Raw genomic sequence first — 20961 nt, forward strand, 5'->3', positions numbered from 1 at the left:
CCAAATCCGGACAGCCAGCTGTCCACGTCACCGACATGCACGGTTTTTAGGCTGTGCTAGTCTTTAGGGCTTTCAACTGAGATGAATCACTATGAGCGTTAATCAATCTTCGTTGTGGCCAACGCTACTCAGCCTGCTGGCGGTGGTCGTTTTCGGCTTACCGATCATTTATACCGTTTTGTGCCACCCAATCAGCCGCATGGCATCGGCCAATCCCTTATACAAGGAATTGTCCAAGAACGCTTTTATGGTAATGTCTGCTAAAGTCGATTTGGCAGCCGGACGCTTGATCAGCTTTAACGATGCTGCCGGCAAACTGCAGATCAGCAGAATCGTCGGTATGCCCGGCGATGAAATCGGTTTTACGGCGGGCGTATTGTCGGTTAACGGCAAACCGGCCGCTGAATATCCGCGGAATACATTGCTCAACGCGACGTTAATCGTGCCGCAACAAGCCGTTTTCTATTTCCCGGATTTTATTCCGGACGTTGCTGAGTCCACGAATCCCGAGACATTGGCAAACCATCTATTGGCGCAAAGCAACATAAATGCAAGCGTGCTTTATGTCTTCGATCAAGCGACGTCGGCAGCCCAGCACCCGGAACTATTCGTTTACGGTTCGGCTTTGATCGCGCTCTATGGCCTGGTATTTTTCGGATTGGGCAAGCGTAAGGACCGTATTGTTAAACCGGTTTATCACCTGGCGCGGATTAGCGTTGGTTTGAATTTTGCCATCTGGTTATTATTCGGGGTCTTAGGCATATCCTTTGGTTATAAAGCCGTCATGCCGGCCATTTATTATGCGTTTGTTTCCTGGTTGACGTTTTTTGGTTTATCTGTTGCCGCAGCGGGCACGACACTGGTGGCGATTGTGATATTCGCGGTGTTGGCGCTATTTTCCGATACCGAATTCGCGGCCAAGCGCATTAACCCATAGCCTGGAATGACAAACGGCCAGGCTCTGCTAAGCTTGGCTCTCTAATTTCCCGCCCATCTCTTTAATAGGACAATCCTGAGCTAATGGATGCCATGCTTTCTTTAATCGAAAACGTCGAAAAAGTCATTATCGGCAAACGGCCGGTCATCGAATTGGCAGTGGTGGCGATGCTGTGCCGCGGCCATGTGTTGCTGGAGGATGTGCCCGGCACCGGTAAGACGATGTTGGCCAGGGCATTAGCCCGTTCCGTGGCGGTGGATATGAAACGCCTGCAATGCACCTCGGATTTATTACCGTCGGACATTACCGGCGTCGCCATCTACAATCAAAAAACCGCCGATTTTGAATTCCGGCCGGGACCGGTATTTACCCATTTACTACTGGCCGACGAAATCAACCGGGCCACGCCGCGCGCTCAATCGGCGCTGTTGGAATGCATGGAAGAGTTTCATGTCAGCGTGGACGGGCATACACATGAACTTCCCAAACTGTTCATGGTGCTGGCTACCCAGAACCCGATCGATATGGCAGGCACCCACGCCTTGCCGGAAGCCCAACTGGACCGGTTTTTCATGCGCTTGCGGATGGAGTACCCCAGTATCGAACAAGAAATGCGGATATTGGCAGCACAAACCCAGACTCATCCCATCGACAGCTTGCCGGCCGTCACGTCCGAAGCCGATATTCTGGCGGCGCGGGCTCAGGTCAAGGCGGTGCATATTAGTATGGACGTGGCTAAGTATATGGTCGGCATCAGCGCCGCCAGCCGCCTGCACAGCGATTTGCGATTGGGGATCAGCCCGCGCGGTACCTTGGCTCTGGCGCGCGGTGCGCAAGGCTTGGCTTATTTGCGCGGTCGGGATTTCGTGTCGCCGGATTTGGTGAAAATCATCGCGCCGGCCATTTTGGAACACCGCCTGATCGTCAAACCGCAGGCTGCGGTACTGGGGCGCAATGCCGGCGAGATTCTCGCGGAAATTCTCGACCGGCTGCCACCGCCGGTAGTTTGATCGCTAGACAGCAATGGCGCTGAGGCTGAAATTTTTAATCTTGTGCGGCTTTACGCTGGCCGCGTATTTGGCAGCGATCAGCCGCGAGCAGAGTCTGCCATGGCTGATCGCCGCATTGCTCAGCGCCGCCTTATTGACCGGCATGCTCTGGCCGCGTTGGTTGCTTCAACGCTTGTCGGTGCGGCGGATAGGGCCGCAACGGGCGCTGGAAGGCGAAACCATTGTGTTTCGGGTCGACGTACAAAATCGCGGCTGGCTGCCGCGCTTCATGGTGGAGTTGGTCGACCACTTACCGTTCGTCGGTGCCGCAGAACAAGGCGCCAACGACGGTGACAAATTGCTGGGCAGCGTCGCTTACGTGCCGGGCCGCGGCGCGCGTAGTTTCGACGTCCCCTTGCTGTGCGAAAAGCGCGGTTTTTATAAACTGGGACCGATGGGCTTGGCGTCCAGCTTTCCGTTGGGCTTGGCGGAGTCGCGCAGCCGTGCCGATCGTTCCCTGCAAACCCTGACCATTTACCCGATGGTATTTCCTATCCTATCGCTGCCGCTGTTCGGCGCGCCCAGCCAGATTCACCGAGGTGGTTATTGTTTGCCGGAGGGCGCCGGTGCTGCTGAGTTTTCCGGCCTGCGCGAATACCGGCGGGGCGACAATCCTCGGCATATTCATTGGCCGACCACGGCACGCTTGAATGAGTTGATGGTCAAGGAGTTCGAACCCCTGGCGTCAGCCTGCATCTGCATCGCCTTGGATTTAGCCAAGGATGCCAATATCGGCCGCGGCAAGCACAGCACCCTGGAATACGCGATACGCATTGCCGCCTCCGTGGCGGCTTATGCCTGTGGCCAGAACATGCACAGCCGCGTGTTGGCTAATGCCGCGCAGCCGTTGCGGATTCTGTCCGGTAAGGGCGATTTTCATTATCAAACCATTCTTGACGCGCTGGCAGTCGCAGAGGCAGACGGCAACACGCCGTATGCCAAATTGCTGACCGAGATTGCGTTGAATTGCATCCGCGGCGAAACGGTATTGCTGTTATTGGCGGAGCCGCCCCACCGCAATGCCGAAACCCTGCAGGCGCTGGCTTTGCTGCGGGCCAAGGGCGTGTATTTGTTCGCGGTATTGTTTGAACGTGACAGTTTCCTAAGCGCCGCCGGTGTGTCCCGTCGCGACAACGGCAACCGGACATTGAGCGCCGGTTTGTTGGAATTGAGCGCGCATTGCGTGACGGTAAGGCGAGGCGACAACTTAACGGAGCTGTTTAACCGATGACCGCATCGCCGCTGAGTTTTCCAGTCTATGTAGGATTGTTTCTAGCACAATGGCTGGCCGTTGCCTGCAATGCGTTTTTGGATATCCAATACGGCAGCTTTGCGCGGGAAATGCTGTTCTGGGCTATCGTCTTCGGTGGTACGTCCATTGTCGGTTGGCGGCAAAGCCACTGGCTTTCGGGAGCGGGTAAGGTGTGGCAAAAGGCGGTGTTGTTTATCGGTTTTTTACTGTTCGTATTGGTATTTATGCCGATTTGGGGGATGCCGCGCGCCGGTTTGTATCTGTTGGCGATGTTGCAGGCTTCCTACAATGGGGTTAATTAACCAAAAGAACGGTTTGTCCCGGCATCCATCTGGAGCCCTTGGTATCACTGGCTTGCAGCCGAAAAATCGATTTCAAAATCGCCAATCAGTTTTTTGATAACTTATTGAATAATAACGATATTCATCGTACTGTTAAATTCATGTATTTTTGATAGTAGCTCTCCGATGTTCAACTGCCGGGCAATCTTGGTTTTTGCCTGCAAAACCACTTTGGGTGATTTTAGGGGTTGTAAGCCCAAAACCGCGTAATTTTTCCATTACTTTTTAAATCAAAAAATTAGAAAAATATTATACTGAGTAAAATCCCATCAAGGCTATTTTTGCCCATCCCCTCGAAAAGGTAAAAATTAGAAATAGCTAATATTTGTTGTAAGCTGGATAGGTAAGCCCCCCAAATATTCCTATCTCGCTTGATGGACTTTATGGCCTAGTTTTTACCCCAACGACCATATTGAGTATTATTTTTGTCCATTAATACACTTGTCATATTTGCCCGGTAGATTTTTTATCGAGGCCGTTATTTGAGCTGTTAGTCATTTCAACACATAACCGCTTACCAGGTCATGCGAACCATAGCTCGTAAAAGCAGTAGACCTACGCACGAGCTTGTCTGATTCCGATTCGGATACTTAAGCCCGGCAGCGTCTCGTTTGGCGTTCAGGTAAATGCAGTTTGACCAATGGATGGTTATGGCATCGCGCGGTGCGATGACCAGCCAAATTTAAAACAACCGGTGTCAGATTTGATTGAGGCTGAGTACCTGCTCAGGTGATCGGATCAGGGAGAATATGGAAATGAAGCGTTTAAGATTGGCTGCGGTGTGCTCAGGTTTTTTCATGGCAACAGCCACCCTGGCGGCGCCCGTCGACGATGCCCGTCTCAAAGCCATGGCCTGGCTGATTACGCACCAGAACGGCGACGGCAGTTGGCAGGGAGCGCCGGGATTGGAAATGGCGGAAACTGCCGCTGCGGTTGAAGCCTTGGTTAATGCCGGCATGACCAAGAGCGATACTTATGCTAACGGTGTTGCCTGGCTGCAAAATCATGAAGCCTACAGCACGGATGCCTTAGCCCGCCAAGCCATCGCGCTCTACAAAGCCGGGCGTGATGTCTCAGGATTGATGACTCGACTGATTGCGTTACGCAACGATACCTCTCAGAGCTGGGGCGCTTACGATCATTTCGACGGCAGTTCTCCCGATACATCTCTGGCTTTGGAAGCTATCAAACAAACTGGAACCACGTACACATCGGAATTTAATGCTGTTTGTTTTATTTATGGGCAGCAGAACACTGATTTTGGCTGGCCATATATAAAGTCAGATACGGGGGTCCCACCAAGCCGAATCACCCCAACGGCATTCAATTTGATAGCACTTCAGCGATACAACGGATATTCAGTTGACTGTACCAATGATCAAATCAGTAACCCCATTTCCGTATTGAGCTATATAACTTCCGGGATTACCTGGCTGAAGACTCAACAGAAAACACCCGGAGGCGGTTTCGGTGAAGGCAGCGCCGGCACTGTATTGGAAACCGCGCTGGCCTATCGAGCGCTGGTAACCGTGGCCGGCGCCAACGATCCCGCCGCCGTAAGCGCTCAGAACTTTCTCATCGCTCAGCAACAAGCCGACGGCAGTTGGGGCGGCGGGGATGCGTTGCTGACTACCTTGACCTTAGCGGCGCTCCCGGCAACCACATTGGCCGATACCGATAACGACGGCTTGCCGGACGGCACGGAGACACAGGCCTTGCTCGGTACAAATCCCAACGTGCCCGATGCCTTTGGCTTGCTCAAAGGAAATGGTCGCAGCATTGCCGGTGTCACCACGGCCATCCCCTTAACCAAGGCCATCATCGATCAGCCCTACCTTTCAACGCTGACTTCCAATGACGGTGCACCACCTTATAGCTGGTTATTGAGTTCAGGCCAACTGCCGGACGGACTCAGCCTGAATACTAATACCGGCCAGATTACCGGCATACCCACGGCGCTAGGCTTTTATAATTTTACCTACGAAGTGCTGGCAGCGGATATGCACACCTCCGTCACCAGTCAAATCGAAGTGGCGGAGCCCGGTGAACCCACCCAAGTGCCGGCACTACCGACCTGGGCCATGCTGATCATGGGGGGGTTGCTTTTCCTCATCATGCGGCATGTTGAGCAATCCAAAACACGCGACCTTCGCTAAATATCTAAAGGCTCTGCCAAGGATTCTTTCATGTCTCCCGTTTCCCGTTTTCGCTTTCTACTGGCGTTCGCTATGCTGTGCCAGGGCCTCCTCGCGACCTCAACCCCGTACGCCGCGCCGCAAGACCCAACCGCTTTGCCGGAGGCCGTGGTGCAATCGCTGCTCAAGGTGCATCAACAGCCGGGCAACGCCTTAGCGCAGCAACTGCGCGAGCATCTGGAAGAAGCCGCCGAACTGCTCGACGAGGCGGACAACGAGGACCAATTACAGCAGACCGGCCAAGCCAACCGGCTACCCTCCAAACAAGAACTTTTGGAAGGCAAACGCTCTGAAATCGCGGATTTACGCCAGGACGTGGAAGCCGAACTCGACCGGGTGCGTTCCAGACTGGCCGGGATGAAACAGCCCGATAAATTGGCTGCCTTCGACCATTATGCCAAGCAGGTCGCGCAGCGCTTCGACCGCGTTGATCGGTCATTGGCGGGATTCTCCTCGGCTCATCAGGACGGCCCTCGCCGCCGCGCTTTGGGCAACGCCAAGGCCGAACTGCGTGCGTTGCACCGCCGTGGACAAACCGCCGAGGCCACGCCCGAAGCAATTCCCACGCCTACTAACCGACTGGGCGCCGAGGTCACGCCCACGCCGGTTGCACCCAGTAAAAAATTACCGCGCTATCTGAGCGCCGGGCCATTCAAACCCGATATGCCAACCTATGCTTTTCTGCTGGATATGTTGGGGACGCCGGCTGAAGCAGCGGTGCCGACGACGCCCAACGAAGCGGTGGCCTGCGGTTACGCGCCGACCGATTTGGCCGCGACGGAAGACGTGGTTATCTCCCAGGAAATCCGAGACCTTGCCGCGAAACTGAATTACTCGCCGGTCAAACTATATCAATACGTTTATAACACCATCCGTTTCGAACCTTACTTCGGATCGATGAAAGGCTCACTCGGCACCTTGTATAGCGGTGCCGGCGGCGCCACCGACCAAGCGTCGTTGCTGATCGCACTGCTGCGCGTGTCCAACATACCGGCTCGCTATGTATTGGGCGATGTGCGGGTGCTTGATGCCGCCAATCTCGGCGCCAATGGTAGAGGCCCACGTTGGGTCGGCGCTAAAACCTATCAAGCAGCCGCGTCCATCTTGGCTACCAATCAAAATCCCGGTGCCGGCTCCTATGCGAACGGCATCCAATTACGCCACGTCTGGGTGGAAGCCTGTTTGCCTTACGGCAATTACCGGGGCGCGTCTGCCGACAACACCGGCTATCGCTGGATTCCACTAGACCCGAGTTTCAAGGACAAAAGCTATCAACCGGGTATTGCCGGTATTCAACAAAACGTTGCTTTCGATTACAGCGCCACCGGCTATTTGGGCAGCCGCACGCCTACCTTGCCGCACGAGCGCTACGCCACGCAGGTCGAAAGTTACGTTAAGAGCTTGAATGCCGACAACACCTTGCTGGACGTACCTTACCTTGGCGAACAAACCGCTAGAACCTATGACATTTTGCCGATCACCTTACCTTACCAAGTGGTGCAATACGGCAGTTGGGCCGGCACCAGTTCATCCGAAATCGCTAGCCTGCCGGCGAGCCACCGCTATCGACTATCCATTAAAGTCAGAAACAGTAGCGGCACCGATCTGGTTGCCGAGCAAATCCTGTCATTGCCCTCCATCGTTCATCAGCGGGTGACGCTATCCTATGTGCCGGATGCCGCCTCACAAACCGATTGGAATAACTGGAACGGCGATCTGGCCATCCCGCCCAGCCTGGTGAATCTCCATCCGGTTATCAAAGTCGACGGCGTAATCCAAACGACGGGTACCGGTTCCATCGCCTTGGGTACGGAGCATCGGTTGATCATGAAAGTCACCCTGGATGACACCACGCGTAGCCCATCCTGTCCCAATGACGACCCCGCCAACAGTACGCCTGATACCGATCAGCATTGTTTCAACAAAACCGTCTACACCAATTTGAAAGCCGGCGCCCATCACGCGCTGATGGCCTACGCCCGCCAAGGTTCGGATCGTCTGCTGGCGGAACGGTCCGACCGATTGATCCAATCGGTGCAAGCCGCGCCCACGGCACCGACGCCGGCCAACGCCGCCAATTACGATAATACCGAAGGCGAACTGCTGCATATCGCCTTACTGAAATACCTGCGTTATGTCACCGACGCCAACCAACGGCTGGGCGAACTGCAAGGCGTCAGCGGCGAAAGCGGTACGCATCTGGGTTTGACCGCAGCCGGTCTCAAGGTCGATTACCTGTTCGACTTGCCTTTTGCGGTACATCCGAGCGGCCCTTATATCGATGTCAAGGGCGGTCTGGCCCAGTTCGTAAAACTCGATACGACGGCAACCGATAGCGCTACTTTGCGCAACGAGATATGGCCAACCTTTAAATTATCGGCTTATACATCCTCGGCCTACGAGCACTTCATCTGGCAGGAGTTGATTCGTACCGACGCCGTATCGACGGTGCGAGGGTTGCAGTTTGCCGGCGAATCGGGCGGTGCCAATCCGTTGGTCACGCTGAACTCGGCCAATATCGGCAACTGGTCGACATTGATGGATTCAACCATGAATCCATTTCAAGCCACAATCACAACTTATATCAATGACGGTGCGACGATCATTGTGCCGAAAAAATCCATTGCCTACACGGATGGGCAAGCCGGCAATAACCTGCAACCTTGGAACGGCGGGGTTTTCATGGCTGAAAACCAAACCAAGGGCTATATCTCCGCGATGATCAACAAGCTGGGCGGCGGCTGGGCACTGGTCAACCCAACCCCAGTCGCCAGCAGCTTTCCGCGCGACAGCTTCCTACCCAGCAACTTCTTTAGCAACTTCCCGATCAACTCCACCACACTGTCCAATGGCTTGAACTGGCTGCAAAGCTGGGGTGGCGACCCGGTCAATCTGGCGACGGGCAACCTGTACCACAGCGAAAAGGATATTGCCGTACCGGGCCGGGGCCTGCCGCTGGTGTTCGAACGCAATTACAACAGCCGCAATCCCCAGGATGGCCCCTTGGGCTTCGGCTGGACCCACAGCTTTAATCACAAACTGAACTTTTACGGCGTCGACGGCGGTTTCGTGAAAGTCGGCTGGCTGGACGGCAGCGGCGCGGAGCGCTTCTTTCGTCTGGCCGGCAGCAGCGTGCCGGTTAACAGCGCCTTCCAGGCCGCGCCCGGCGTGTATACCGCGCTGAAACGCGAAGCCGACGGCAGTTGGAGCGTCACCGAGAAGAACGGCTTGCGCTACGGCTTCGAAAGCAATGCCGGCGTTACCGCCGGGCAAGCGGCCCGCCTGCTGACCCTTAAGGACCGCAACCTCAACACCCTGACCCTGGCTTACAACACCGGTTGCGGCAACGTGCTGTGTACGGTGACTGACGGCCCTGGCCGTAAACTAGCGTTTCATTACACGGCTAATCGTATAGACCAAGTGCAAGTGCTAGCCATCGGCGGCACCGTACTGGCCACCCATCAATACGGTTACGACGGCAACGGCAACCTGACCAGCTACAAAAGCCCGCTGGCTGTCGCCAGCCAGCATGCGCCGGTCACCTATGCCTATTACAGCAGCGCCGACGGCCAAAACCTGAATCACGCCCTGAAAACCACCACCGCCCCGCAAGGCGAAGGCATGCAGTTTTCGTACTACGTCGATGGCCGGGTATTCCGCCACCAACGGCATAACAACGGCACGCTGTTGCCGGAAACCACCACCTTCCGTTACCAGGACTTCCGCCGCGAAACCGTCACCGTCAACGAACGCGGTTTCGAGCGCCGGCATACCTTCGATGCCAACGGCAACCCGCTACGCATCGTCGATGAAGCCGGCGCCGTGCACGCTTACAGTTACGATCCGAACAACCCCTTCAATCGCCTGACCGAATCCGACCCGGCTGGCTTAAATGTGCAATACCAATACGACGGGGCTGGCAACGTCACCCGCATCACCCAGCCCTCCAGCGCCACTACTGAATACTACGATTTCACCACCTTCAACGCCCCGCAGCGTATCAAGGACGCCAAGGGCAACTGGACCCTGCTCAAATACGACGCCAAGGGCAACCTCACCGACAGCGTGCGGCTGAAAACCGGCATCATCCCAGCTGCCAATACCACCCCGGCCATAGCCAACATCGCCGCCTGGACTAAACGCAACTACGACGTCGCCACCGGCCAGCCCACCCAAACAAAAACCCTGCGCGACTTCACCAGCGCGGTGTTGGGCAGCTTTGCCGGCGGCACGGGACCGACCGTCACCACCACTTACGATGCCAACACTCTATATCCGACCCAGATCGCGCGCCTGGGCGACAAGACCGGCGACGGCCTAATCAATGCATCCGACCCCGCCGACAGCGCCACGCTGCAATTCGACAGCCTGGGCCGGCAGACGCTAGGCATAGACGGCGAGTGGCAGACGGTCAGTAGCAGTTATGACGCCGATAGCTTGCCACTGACCGGTACCGATGCCGCCGGTCACCCACGCGATTATTTTTACGACGGCGACGGTCGCTTGAAAGGCCAGGAACTGGTGTTGAACCAGAACGGCCAACTGCGGCTATGGGACTCGGGCTTTCGCAGTTACGACAGCGCCGGACGGCTTGAGCAAACCCTGGATGCCGGCGGCCACGTCGCGCAATACCAATACGACGCGGCCGGCAACCTTACCCGAATCACCGATCCCGACAACTACACGCTGGACTTCGATTACGACGCCGTCAACCGTTGGACCAAGGCTTACGATAAGGCCGGACATCACGTCGACCGCAAACTGGATGCCGCCGGTCGGGTTAAATCCGTCACAGACCCCAATGGCAATAGCACACTTTACAGCTATTGGAACGCCAGCCAGGACGGCCGCCTGAAAACCGTCACCCAACCCAAGATAGCCAGCTACACCCTGGGGCAAATCCGCCAGTTCGACTACGACGCGCTGGGCCAAGTGGTTAAAACCACCGATACCCCGGCGGCGGGTTCCAGCGAAGCCGCCCGCGACACGCTGAATACTTACAACACCCTGGGCCAATTGATCCGCGTGGCCGGTCCGGCCCATGTCGACCAAAACCCCGGCAGTGCCACCTTCAACCAAAGCATCCGGCCACTGACCCGCTACAGCTACGACAACCTGGGCAACCTGAAGACCCTCCAAGCCGGCCAGACCACCGCCGACGGCGGCACGGCCATCAACGCCGACACCGGCGCGAGCAGCAGCGACACCGTCGCCACCCAGGTCAGTTACAGCTACGACGACTTTGGCCGCAAACTTAGCGAGACCGACGCCCTGGGCCAGGTCACCAGCTTCAGCTACGATCTGAACAACAACGTCAAGACCGTGCAAACGCCAGGCAGCTCAGGCCACACCCTGACTTACGTCTGGGACTACGGCCACCAACTGCTCAGCGCCACCGCCGAAGACGGCAGGAAAATCGACTACACCCGCAACCCGCTAGGGCAAACCACCCGCGCCGAAACCTGGAGCCCGACGCCGGGCAGCCAGCTCGACGTGGCCTATGACTACGCGTACGACGCCGCCCACCGCCTGCAAGATGTTACCGACAGCCGAGGCCAAAAAACCCTCAGCTACGCCTGGAGCCCCGGCGGTCAGCTGGACAGCCTACAAGACAACGACGGACGCGGCACTTACTACTTGTATGACGAAGTGGGCCGGCTAATCAGCCTGTGGGCGCCCAACTTCGACCATTACACCTTCGACTACGACAACGGCGGCAGGCTCACAGAAGCCCGTTATCCCAACGGCATCAGTCAAACCCAGACTTGGAACAGCGATAACAGCCTCAGCCAGGTCGCCCATAAGAACGCCGCGACGGTCATCCAACAAAGCCAATACAGCTACGACGGCCTGGGCAGAAGGAAAACCAACCAGGAAAGCCTATCCGGCCAAGCCACCCTCGGCTACACCTACAGCTACGACGCGCTGGACCGGTTGACCCAAGTCCAAAACGGCACGCCCAGCCAAACCCAAAGCTTCAGCCACGACGTCTACGGCAACCGGGTGCAAAAGCAGATCGGCGTTCCGGCCACCAGTACCATCGCCTACAAACACGATGCGGCGAACCAACTGACCGAAGTCCGCCAAACCAACCTGAGCGGGAGCTTGCTGGAAGCCTATCTGTACGATCCAGCCGGCCAGCAAACCAAAAAATGCAGCGGCGGCACTGTCACCCGAGCTAACGACCAAAGCTGCACCGGTACCACGCAAAACCAAACCGGCTACGACAGCTTCAACCGGCTTAATCAAGTCCAAGTCAACGCGGTCACCACCGGCAGCTTTAAATATGACGACCAAGGCCGACGTACCCAGAAAACCGAAGGCGCTACCACCACCAACTACCATTACGACGGTAGCTCAATCTACGCCGAATACCCCGGCAGCGGCTGGACCACAGCAAATGCTGTTTATGTGCAAGCCGGCACAGACCACCCGCTGGCAAGACTGACAGGCAACGTCAACCTGCCCAGCGCCACGGCGGCTTATTACCACCAGGACGGACTGGGCTCCGTCCTCGCCACCACCAATGCAACAAAAGCCGTCACTGGCACGCAAAGGTTCGACGCTTACGGCAGCAAAATCGCAAGCTCAGGCACTATACCGCAGTACGGCTATACCGGCAGGGAACCGGACGCCAGTGGGCTGACTTACTACCGGGCCCGGTATTACGATCCGAACCAGACTCGGTTTACCCAGCGAGATCCTTTGGGCTATACCGATGGCCTGAACCGATATACCTACGTTCATAACAACCCGATTAACTTTAATGATCCGAATGGGTTGCTGGCGAATTCTGTTTCAAATAAATGGGAAGCTGGAAAAAGTTATTTCAGCAGCAACCCTGGAGCAGCCGTCGATCTTGGCGTTGGCTTCACACCTGCTGGCGTTTATGCCGACATTTATGGTGCAGTTAAGGGAACTACCCTTTTTGGAGGACAAGAGCTTTCCGGTTGGGAACGCGGACTTGGCCTTATTCCCGGTGTGTCCGAACTTGCCGGAACGGTGCGGGCAGTCAATAAGGTTGATAATATTGTCGATGTAACGAAGGGAGTCCAGGCTTATGATGTTGGGCCTGCAAATGTGCTTAAAGCTAATTCAACGCCATTTGACGGATTGCAGATACATCATGTAGGACAATCTCATCCTTTGAGTCAAGCAATCTCGACTTATGATCCGAAGAATGCACCTGCGATTGTTTTACCCACTGAATTGCACAAAGCCATTCCAACTGTCAAAGGTGAGTTTTTTGGGACAGCGCGAGATCAATTAGCAAAAGACATTTACGATTTGAGAAATTTTACTGACGCCCCTAATAGCGCATTACAAGACCTTATAAATCTAAATAAATCCATGTATCCAGATGCTTTCAGGAAATAACGGTATGAATAGCGAAGAATTTGTTAATGCTATAAAGATTGTGGTAAGAGACGCCTCCATTTCTGGTAGTTTAAAAATCTTAACAAAACCTGCTGGTCGTAAACCCGATAGAAAACTAGTTGAGTTATCAACTTGGTTCAATGAACTATCTTACTCTGACAAAGAAATGCTGGAAAAAGTTATTAAATATGTAGCTGATATTTCCGTATTTAGTTTTTTTTCCGTACTTGACGGTGTGGCTGTTATAGAAAATGAGCAAGATAAAGGTGATCTTGAGCTCTACTATGTTAAAGGATCAGAACGATTTCTCTTGAATGAGCCTTCTAATCCTCTACATGACATTTTTAATGCTGAATGAGGGTAAAGCCCCGTCTCGCCTCAAAAGTTGGATTTAATCTAGGAGTGACTATGCTAAATCCAGCAGGAAGATAAGAATGTTTAGAGAATTAACAAAAATACTTCAGGCCCCAGATGTTCCTGTAGAACAACCCGCCAGCAACGACTGGGCGATGCTGGATGTTGACTTTTGTGAGTTTCCATTAGATTTTAAACAATTCATATCCGTATACGGAACCGGTCAGATTGATAATTTTTTGTGGATATTAAATCCATTCAGTAAAAATAAATATCTGAATAACATATCGCAGCTTGACCTTATTAGAGAAGGGTTTCATATTGCTGAAAAAGATTTCGGAGAAGAAGTGCCAAGCCTTTTTCCAGCTTCTGGAGGCTTGTTGCCATTTGCAATCACAGATAATGGCGACACTGTTTTTTTTAAAACTGAAGGTCTCTCATCCAAGTGGTCAATTCTTGTTACCTCTCCCCGCGATCCTGAAAAAGATGTTTTTCACTTTGGATTTTCAGCTTGGTTGCTACAAACACTCACCAAAACAATAAAAAACTGCTGCTTCCCCAGTGATTTTCCATTAGAAAAACCTATCTTTATTCCATATTCAGGGTCATAAAATAAACTAAACCCAAGCAACTAAGATGATTATTCAATTTGGGGAAAGTAAATTGACTTTGATTGAAACAGCACGTTTTATAGCTGGAAACGTATCGCAAGCCGTTTTAACGATGGCATGCGAGCATTGAAAAAAATTCTACCGAAAAAGCTTCCCGAATGGGCAACTTTCCTTTTATTCGTAGCCTGTTACGTACTACTCGACTACGGCTACTTTAAGATTCCGGTCGAGCTGTTCATCAATGTGATTTACTACCACGGCGTGGTTGCTATTTGCGCCGATCTGGTCAACTGGCTGGCTCCGTTGGAGCAGGTGTTGGCCAAGCAGAATCATCTGCTTTCGGCTAAAGCCGATCTGGAGATCGTGCGTGGCTGCGATGGCGCCGGGGTGTTGTTTTTGGTGGTGTCCGCCGTTCTGGTATTTCCGTCCGGATTGAAGCGGAAACTGGTTGGTTTGCTGCTGGGCATTGGCTTGATTTATAGCATCAACCTACTGCGTATTTTTGCGTTATATTTTGTCATCGCCTACCAACCCGGCTGGTTTCAGCTGATTCATACCTATGTGGCCCCGACCTTGATGGTCGTTCTAGGATGCTTCTATTTTGCCTGGTGGGCGTTCGGTTCAACGAATCAAAGTCATGAACCGGCGTGAGCTGTTTGTTCTGACCCTGAAAGGCCTGTTGGCCTGGCTGGTATTGTCCGGCTTGGTTTTGTATCTTGGGGAGTGGCTGGCAAAAGGGCTGTTCCCGCTGCTTAAGGCGGTCATGATCTCGATGGCGCCGGACCTATCCCCTGGCTTAAGGCTGGTGAAATCAGCTCAATCACAACTGGATTATTCGATTGAATTGTCGGCCTGGGTGCTGCGGCCTGTTTACTTGAACGCCAATCATTTCATCCCGCCTGGCACTGAATTGAAATCATCAGCTCACTTGCTGCATAGCTTTGTGCCGTTGGTAATTGAAGGGTCGATTCTGCTGGTATGGCCGGTGCAGCACTGGCGGCAACGTTTACTGCTGATCGGATTGGGTTTGTTAACGGCGGTATTGGTGGTCATGGCCACTGTACCGGCACAGCTACTTGGCAAATTGGAAATATCGTTTCAAGACATCGCCGAGTCAGGCGCCAATCCCCGTTTGGTTCCTTGGTTTGTTGACTGGATGGTGTTTTGCGAACTGGGCGGTCGTTGGCTGTTGGGGATTGCGGCGGCTTGGTTGTGTATTCAATTACAGCGTGGGTTGCTGCGGACTTGAAACGGCGTAAGTCTTCATCCTGCTAAGCAATGTTCATTTTTTCGTAGCGGCTAAAATTCGATAGACGGTGGCCTCGCCGATGCTCAATTGACGGGCAATTTTGGTTTTTGCTAAACCGCTTTCAGCGAGTCGCACAACCTCTTGACGTGACGCATCATCCACAGGCTTACGGCCTTTGTACTTGCCTGCGGCTTTAGCTTTCGCAACACCTTCCCGTTGCCGCTCTAACATCATTTCCCGCTCAAATTGTGCCACACCGCCCAACACGGTCAGCATCAATTTGCCGGTTGGGGTCTGGGTGTCCATACCGAGATTCAAAATCCGCAAACCCACTTCTTTTTGTTCTAACGTTTTGATAATGGCCATGAGATCGGCCACTGATCGAGCCAGTCGGTCGAGTTTGGTGGCCACCAGGACATCACCTTCTCGTGCAAATTCCAAAGCGGCTTCAAGCTGTGCACGGACGGCAACGGAAGATACTTGCTCCTGAAAGATTTTTTTGCACTGGGCGGCTTCGAGTTCCCGCAGTTGTGCTTCAAGCCCGGCTATTTGATCGAGCGTTGAGGTTCTGGCATAGCCGATGATCATTTTTCGCTCACTAGGATTTAAAACATTGTGATAGTGTGTCTATCATAAATCTAAATCGTATCTATTGGTAGGCTTTTATAGCGGCTACCGACTCTATCGCTAGGCCAAGGTCTATTGATAGACTAGATTTGCCAAAGCTCTATTTTTCAGAGACGGGTATTACCAAAGGGGCTATTAAGAGGAACAGCGACAAAATGGCCGCCCGGAATATTTCGTGCCATAACAACCATCAGCAACGATACAAAACAGCATGGCACGACTGAACATATTAACCCAGGACGAAATCAACTCGCTTTATGCGATACCCTCGCTGGATGATGAAGAACGGTCATTTCTGTTCTCCCTCGATGCCGATGACATAGCCATACTCGATAGCCTTGAAAACAACATCGCCCGTAAAGTTGACTATATCTTGCAGCTTGGTTATTACCGGGCCGTCAATTATTTCTTCTTGTTCAGCTTCCAAAGGGTGAAGGCGGATACGGCGTTTATTATGCAACTGTATTTTCCGGAAGAACCCTTTCCTAAAAAACAGGTATCGAAAAATCATCACTACCGGAACCGCTGTGAAGTGATGCGTAAATTCGGTTTGAAAGAGGCCGATACCTGCCTTCAGACCCAATTACTCAAAGAAGCCAAGGTACTGGTCAAACGTCACTCGCTGGCTAAATTCGTGTTGGAAGGCTTGCTGATCTACTGCCAACAACAAAATGTGATCAGACCGGCGTATTCAACCTTCCAGGATATTGTTTCGACCGCGCTTCAGGAAGAACGCAACCGGTTGGTCAATAAGCTGTACACCGATGCCGATAAAGCACTCCGTGCGCAATTGGATAAGTTGTTACAAAACGACGAGCTGTTTTATAACCTCACGTTACTCAAAAAAGATCAGAAAAATTTCAGCACCACGGAAATCAAAAATAGCGTGGCCAAACAACAACTGATCCTCGGCATTTACCAGCAGTCCCGGCTGCTGATGCCAAAACTGGGGCTATCAGAGCAGAATATTATCTACTATGCGAATCTGGCGGAATTTTACACCATCCAGAAACTCAGGCGCTTTACCGATAAAAACCTGACCCGGTTGTATTTGCTTTGCTACGTTCATCGCCGGTTTCTTAAAATCAATGATTCTCTGGTGACCAGCTTAATCCAGAAGATGAACAAATATGCCGATGACGCCGAAGATTATCAACGCTCAAAAATTGAGTTGCTGACAAACGTCGATACAAAACTGCGAAATCAGGCCTGCCAGGTGTTAGCCATCAATATTGATAACCGTATTCCTGATGAACAAGTGAGAGCCAAAGCCTTTGAGGTGGTTCCCATGGCCGATTACAAACAATTCCTGGATGATTTTAAAAAGCCTAATCTGGATCGAGACTTTTACCGCTGGCAATACTATACGCAACAGGCATTGACCATTAAAAAGAATATTCGCCCCTTATTCAAGGTGTTGGATTTTTCTTGCACGCATGAGGGGTTGACGCAGGCGATTGCGTTTTTAAGAAAACACCTGAGCGGCGGCCAATCATTTCGGGACTATCCGTATCAAGATGTGCCCTTGAACTTTTTTCCCCAATCGCTAAAAAAGCTTCTCACTCTCAAAGTAAAAGTTGACGGTCAAAAAGTAGTCAAACTGGTGGATGGCGACCGCTACGAATGCATGGTTTATCACCAGATCAAACAAGGTATTGCCAACAACACGGTCTTTATCAAAGACAGCATCAGCTATCGTACCCTGGACGATGAATTGATTGATGCTGAATACTGGGCCGAGCACAAAGATGAGATTCTTAAGCAACTCAATATGCCGTTGTTGTCGATGGACATTGCCACCTTGCTGGCCGAGCTCGAAAAAAACCTGAAAACCAAATACGACCTGGCGAATGAACACATTCAATCCGGCGAAAACTCCAGTCTTAAACTTCAACACAATAAGCAAGGCGAAATCGTCAAATGGACGCTGCCCTATACCCGGCTGGATGACGACATTAACAATCCTTTTTATGAAAAGCTGCACGTTTCAAGTATTGCCGATATTCTCCGATTTTCGGCAGAAGCCACCGGCTTTCTAAAATCATTTTCGCATCTCCAACCCAAATATTCGAAATCAACCGCCGATCCTGAAGTCATTCATGCCTGCATTATCGCCAATGCGACCGGTACAGAAACCAAAAAAATGAAAGCAATCAGCGACGTGAAAGAGCAAGACCTGGACCGGGTGAATAAAAACTATATCCGCTATCAAACCCTCGCTACAGCCAATGATGCCATCATGAATCATACGGCCAAGTTACCCATTTTTTCGGAGTACAACTTGTCTGATTATGGCGTCCACGCCAGTGTTGACGGTCAAAAATTCGCAACGAAATACCATACGATCAAATCACGGTATTCGAAGAAATATTTCGGCATGTTGCAAGGCGTTGTCTTATTCTCGCTAAATGCCAATCATCTGCCGCTTTGCCTTAAGGTCATCGGCGCCAATCAGCATGAAAGCCACTTCTTGTTGGATATTGTCGAAAGCAATACCTCGGATGTTGAAATTACGGCTGTTTCCGGCGATATGCACAGCATCAATCGCGTCAACTTCGCACTGATGTATATGTTCGGTTACCGGTTTATGCCGCGCTTTACTCAGTTGCGTGACAAATCCGAACATGACCTGGTGAGCTTCGATGAGATCGAGCACTATGCCAAACAAATTATCAAACCCAGCAAAAAGGTCAATAAAGCGCTGATTATCAAGGAATGGGATAAAGTCTTGAGAATACTGGCTTCATTGGCCACTAAAAAAACGACACAAAGCCAGATTGTCAGTAAATTATCCGCTTACAAAAAGCTCAATCCGACCTTGAAAGCGCTGATCGTCTTCGATGAAATTATCAAAACCGATTATTTGCTGGACTATATTGACAACAAGGAAGTACGCGAAGTGGTGCAATGCTCATTGAATCGAGGCGAATCCTATCACCAATTAAGCGCTACCATTGCCAAAGTCAGCGGCGGCAGGATGCTGAATGGAAAGACTGAAATTGAACTCGACATCAATGCCGAATCCATTCGGCTTATTGCCAATGCGGTGATTTTCTATAATGCGACCATTTTGTCGGCACTTCATCAGCATTATCGAGCCGTACACCCAGACAAGGCCAAAGAAATACTGCGTTTTTCGCCCGTTGCCTGGCAGCATATTAACTTCATTGGCAAGTATGAATTTTACAACCGGGGAAGTCTTCTTAGTATTCAAGAAGTTATCAAAAAACTGATTGGCGATTTTGAAATCGATATTTCGGCTGCAAGCCAGTGATACCAAGGGCTCCAGATGGATGCCGGGACAAACCGTTCTTTTGGTTAATTAACCCCACAATTGCGTCACCGCCGGCCGGCGCGAGATGAATCTCGGTCTGTTGGTATCGTTGGCGATCGTGTTGTTCGCCGCCTCGCATTACCGCGCCGACTGGACCATGTTGTTTTATCTGGCCCCTTATATTGTGACGGTGGTGTTTTGTCTGGTTGCCGAGCAAGTCCAGCGGCGCGGCGCGGACTTGCAGCGGTCGAGTCTGGGCCGGCCCGGCAGCCAAGGGCAGGGCGCGGCCATTTTGGCGGCCACCGCCGCCATCGTGCTCATCGGTGGCGGGCTTTATCTGATCACGCCACAAATCAACTGGCCTTATCTGGAGTGGCGTTTCGGCCAGGTCAGCTTGCAAAATCTCGGCGGCGATATCGAACAAGCCGGCAGCGGCGGCCAAACCGATTCCGGTCAGCCAGCCGAAAAAGCGGGTGGCGAGCAACAACAAGCGTCGGGTGGAGGCGAGGGGGACAGCAGCCGTTGGCCGAGCCCGGCGGACATGCGTGCCGCCGCTAAGCGAGTCCATATGCCGGCCTGGCAAGCGGCGGCAATCAACCGCATTGCCGACCTTAGCGAATCGGCACAACAGGCTTTGGTACCCGCCGTTGCGGTGTTTTTCGATTGGTGGGAATGGCTAAAACAATGGTTGCGCGAGCATTGGCTGGCGGCCATATTGGGTTTGCTGGCTGTAATTCTGTTGGCGATTTTGCTGGCTTTCGGGGCTTTGTTGCGGGAAATTCCGTGGGTGATTTGGCTGATAAGCCAATGGGATTACCTGCGTTTGGGCGTGATCGGCCACCATGCCGGCGGCGAAACCGCCGCCCGCCAGTATTACCGGGCGATGTCGCGCTTGTGTGCGTTGCACGATGTGCCTCGCGCCGACACCGCCAATACCCGTGAATATCTGGCGCAAATCAGCCGTAGGCATCGCGATGCGCGGCGCAGCGCCGCGGAATTTACCGGTTTGTTCGAAGCGGCCCGTTACGGCGACAAACCGTTAGCTGACGCGCATATTCGGCGCATGCGGCAGTTGTACCGTGCTATTTATCGTCAACTTTAATGCAGGCCAGTGCCATTGATCGTGTTCCGAGCGGTCTATGCCTTGTTCGTAGACATAATTGCGGCAGTCGATTTGCCGGTCGCGCAGCTTTTCTTTGACGTGCGCGCCGGACACTTGCAAGGCAGGGATGCGATCTATCGCATCGATTGCCAGACTAAAGCGGTAATTTTCGTTTTGAATCGCCAGTTCCAGCGGGGTGTTAATACTGCCTTTTTCCTTGTAGCCGCGCACGTGCAAAGCGAATTTTCAGTCGTGGAAAGTGCTCGCGTAGCAATACCACCGCCGCCAAGGCTTCCTTGGTCGGAATGTCGCCGTATTGTTCGGCACCGTCGTCGTTGCTGGCCCATTTCAGAATAAGGCAACGAAGCTTGTGTCTGACCAATTCAGAAATGTTTCATCAACCCTCAATATCGAGCGGATACAAGTTTATGCAAATGAACGATGAGCCGAAAGAGCGTAACTAGGCTGCCAGGTATAATTTTACATAATATACATTATGCGAATTATACACTCTCTATAACTATTCCTTAAACTAATACTGTCGTACCTTTGGGATCATGTGCTATATTGCAACTTAATGAGAACAATTATTA

The 20961-nt window shown here is 52.6% G+C and carries 13 protein-coding genes and 1 pseudogene; 12 read left to right on the forward strand and 2 right to left on the reverse strand.

Annotated elements, in window-relative coordinates:
- Window positions 1–91: 91 nt before the first annotated feature.
- The 10 genes from G006_RS0100480 (at window position 92) to G006_RS0100530 (ending at window position 15365) form a co-directional block, all read left to right on the forward strand.
- The gene (locus tag G006_RS0100480) at window positions 92–937 is read left to right on the forward strand and encodes a S26 family signal peptidase (RefSeq protein WP_020481186.1); all 846 of its coding nucleotides are present in this window, start codon (window positions 92–94) and stop codon (window positions 935–937) included.
- 92 nt (window positions 938–1029) lie between these two features.
- Complete coding sequence (locus G006_RS0100485) at window positions 1030–1947, forward strand: AAA family ATPase (RefSeq protein WP_200860416.1); 918 nt, start codon at window positions 1030–1032, stop codon at window positions 1945–1947.
- Window positions 1948–1960: 13 nt separating this feature from the next.
- A complete protein-coding gene (locus tag G006_RS0100490) occupies window positions 1961–3217 on the forward strand; it encodes a DUF58 domain-containing protein (protein WP_020481188.1) in 1257 nt (418 codons plus the stop codon).
- Window positions 3214–3540 carry a hypothetical protein gene (locus G006_RS0100495; protein ID WP_020481189.1) on the forward strand — a complete coding sequence of 109 codons (327 nt, stop codon included), beginning with the start codon at window positions 3214–3216 and terminating at the stop codon, window positions 3538–3540. The genes G006_RS0100490 and G006_RS0100495 overlap by 4 nt, the downstream gene beginning before the upstream one ends.
- A gap of 794 nt (window positions 3541–4334) precedes the next feature.
- Window positions 4335–5735, forward strand: a complete 1401-nt coding sequence (locus tag G006_RS0100505; protein ID WP_152428770.1) for a putative Ig domain-containing protein — start codon at window positions 4335–4337, stop codon at window positions 5733–5735.
- Window positions 5736–5765: 30 nt separating this feature from the next.
- Window positions 5766–13151 carry an RHS repeat-associated core domain-containing protein gene (locus G006_RS24575; protein ID WP_152428771.1) on the forward strand — a complete coding sequence of 2462 codons (7386 nt, stop codon included), beginning with the start codon at window positions 5766–5768 and terminating at the stop codon, window positions 13149–13151.
- 4 nt (window positions 13152–13155) lie between these two features.
- Entirely contained in the window at window positions 13156–13509 is a 354-nt protein-coding gene (locus G006_RS0100515) for a hypothetical protein (RefSeq protein ID WP_020481193.1), read from the forward strand.
- Between the two features lie 76 nt (window positions 13510–13585).
- Window positions 13586–14116 (forward strand): SMI1/KNR4 family protein, encoded by a 531-nt coding sequence (locus G006_RS0100520; protein ID WP_020481194.1) that lies wholly within the window; start codon window positions 13586–13588, stop codon window positions 14114–14116.
- 117 nt (window positions 14117–14233) lie between these two features.
- A complete protein-coding gene (gene xrtM, locus G006_RS0100525; protein WP_020481195.1) occupies window positions 14234–14767 on the forward strand; it encodes an exosortase family protein XrtM in 534 nt (177 codons plus the stop codon).
- On the forward strand, window positions 14754–15365 hold the full coding sequence (locus G006_RS0100530; protein WP_020481196.1) for a hypothetical protein: 612 nt from the start codon (window positions 14754–14756) through the stop codon (window positions 15363–15365). Before xrtM ends, G006_RS0100530 begins: the two co-directional genes overlap by 14 nt.
- Window positions 15366–15398: 33 nt before the next feature.
- Here the strand turns inward: G006_RS0100530 and G006_RS0100535 are convergent, their stop codons facing one another.
- Complete coding sequence (locus G006_RS0100535) at window positions 15399–15953, reverse strand: recombinase family protein (protein ID WP_020481197.1); 555 nt, start codon at window positions 15951–15953, stop codon at window positions 15399–15401.
- A 250-nt stretch (window positions 15954–16203) separates the two neighbouring features.
- On the opposite strand from G006_RS0100535, the gene G006_RS0100540 reads away from it, so the two are divergent.
- Window positions 16204–19266, forward strand: coding sequence for a Tn3 family transposase (locus tag G006_RS0100540; RefSeq protein WP_020481198.1), 3063 nt, complete (start codon window positions 16204–16206; stop codon window positions 19264–19266).
- 85 nt (window positions 19267–19351) lie between these two features.
- Complete coding sequence (locus G006_RS0100545) at window positions 19352–20368, forward strand: DUF4129 domain-containing protein (RefSeq protein WP_020481199.1); 1017 nt, start codon at window positions 19352–19354, stop codon at window positions 20366–20368.
- A 3-nt stretch (window positions 20369–20371) separates the two neighbouring features.
- Here G006_RS0100545 and G006_RS27435 read toward each other — a convergent pair.
- Window positions 20372–20723, reverse strand: a pseudogene (locus G006_RS27435) (phosphoketolase); the annotation flags it as partial.
- Between the last annotated feature and the right edge of the window lie 238 nt (window positions 20724–20961).

It is taken from the genome of Methylomonas sp. MK1, assembly GCF_000365425.1.
GTDB lineage: Bacteria > Pseudomonadota > Gammaproteobacteria > Methylococcales > Methylomonadaceae > Methylomonas.

Excerpts from the sequence above, each read along its gene's own strand:
- G006_RS0100480 (WP_020481186.1), top strand. The coding sequence starts at position 92 with ATGAGCGTTAATCAATCTTCGTTGTGGCCAACGCTACTCAGCCTGCTG.
- G006_RS0100485 (WP_200860416.1), top strand. The coding sequence starts at position 1,030 with ATGCTTTCTTTAATCGAAAACGTCGAAAAAGTCATTATCGGCAAACGG.
- G006_RS0100490 (WP_020481188.1), top strand. The coding sequence starts at position 1,961 with ATGGCGCTGAGGCTGAAATTTTTAATCTTGTGCGGCTTTACGCTGGCC.
- G006_RS0100495 (WP_020481189.1), top strand. The coding sequence starts at position 3,214 with ATGACCGCATCGCCGCTGAGTTTTCCAGTCTATGTAGGATTGTTTCTA.
- G006_RS0100505 (WP_152428770.1), top strand. The coding sequence starts at position 4,335 with ATGAAGCGTTTAAGATTGGCTGCGGTGTGCTCAGGTTTTTTCATGGCA.
- G006_RS24575 (WP_152428771.1), top strand. The coding sequence starts at position 5,766 with ATGTCTCCCGTTTCCCGTTTTCGCTTTCTACTGGCGTTCGCTATGCTG.
- G006_RS0100515 (WP_020481193.1), top strand. The coding sequence starts at position 13,156 with ATGAATAGCGAAGAATTTGTTAATGCTATAAAGATTGTGGTAAGAGAC.
- G006_RS0100520 (WP_020481194.1), top strand. The coding sequence starts at position 13,586 with ATGTTTAGAGAATTAACAAAAATACTTCAGGCCCCAGATGTTCCTGTA.
- xrtM (WP_020481195.1), top strand. The coding sequence starts at position 14,234 with ATGCGAGCATTGAAAAAAATTCTACCGAAAAAGCTTCCCGAATGGGCA.
- G006_RS0100530 (WP_020481196.1), top strand. The coding sequence starts at position 14,754 with ATGAACCGGCGTGAGCTGTTTGTTCTGACCCTGAAAGGCCTGTTGGCC.
- G006_RS0100535 (WP_020481197.1), bottom strand. The coding sequence starts at position 15,953 with ATGATCATCGGCTATGCCAGAACCTCAACGCTCGATCAAATAGCCGGG.
- G006_RS0100540 (WP_020481198.1), top strand. The coding sequence starts at position 16,204 with ATGGCACGACTGAACATATTAACCCAGGACGAAATCAACTCGCTTTAT.
- G006_RS0100545 (WP_020481199.1), top strand. The coding sequence starts at position 19,352 with ATGAATCTCGGTCTGTTGGTATCGTTGGCGATCGTGTTGTTCGCCGCC.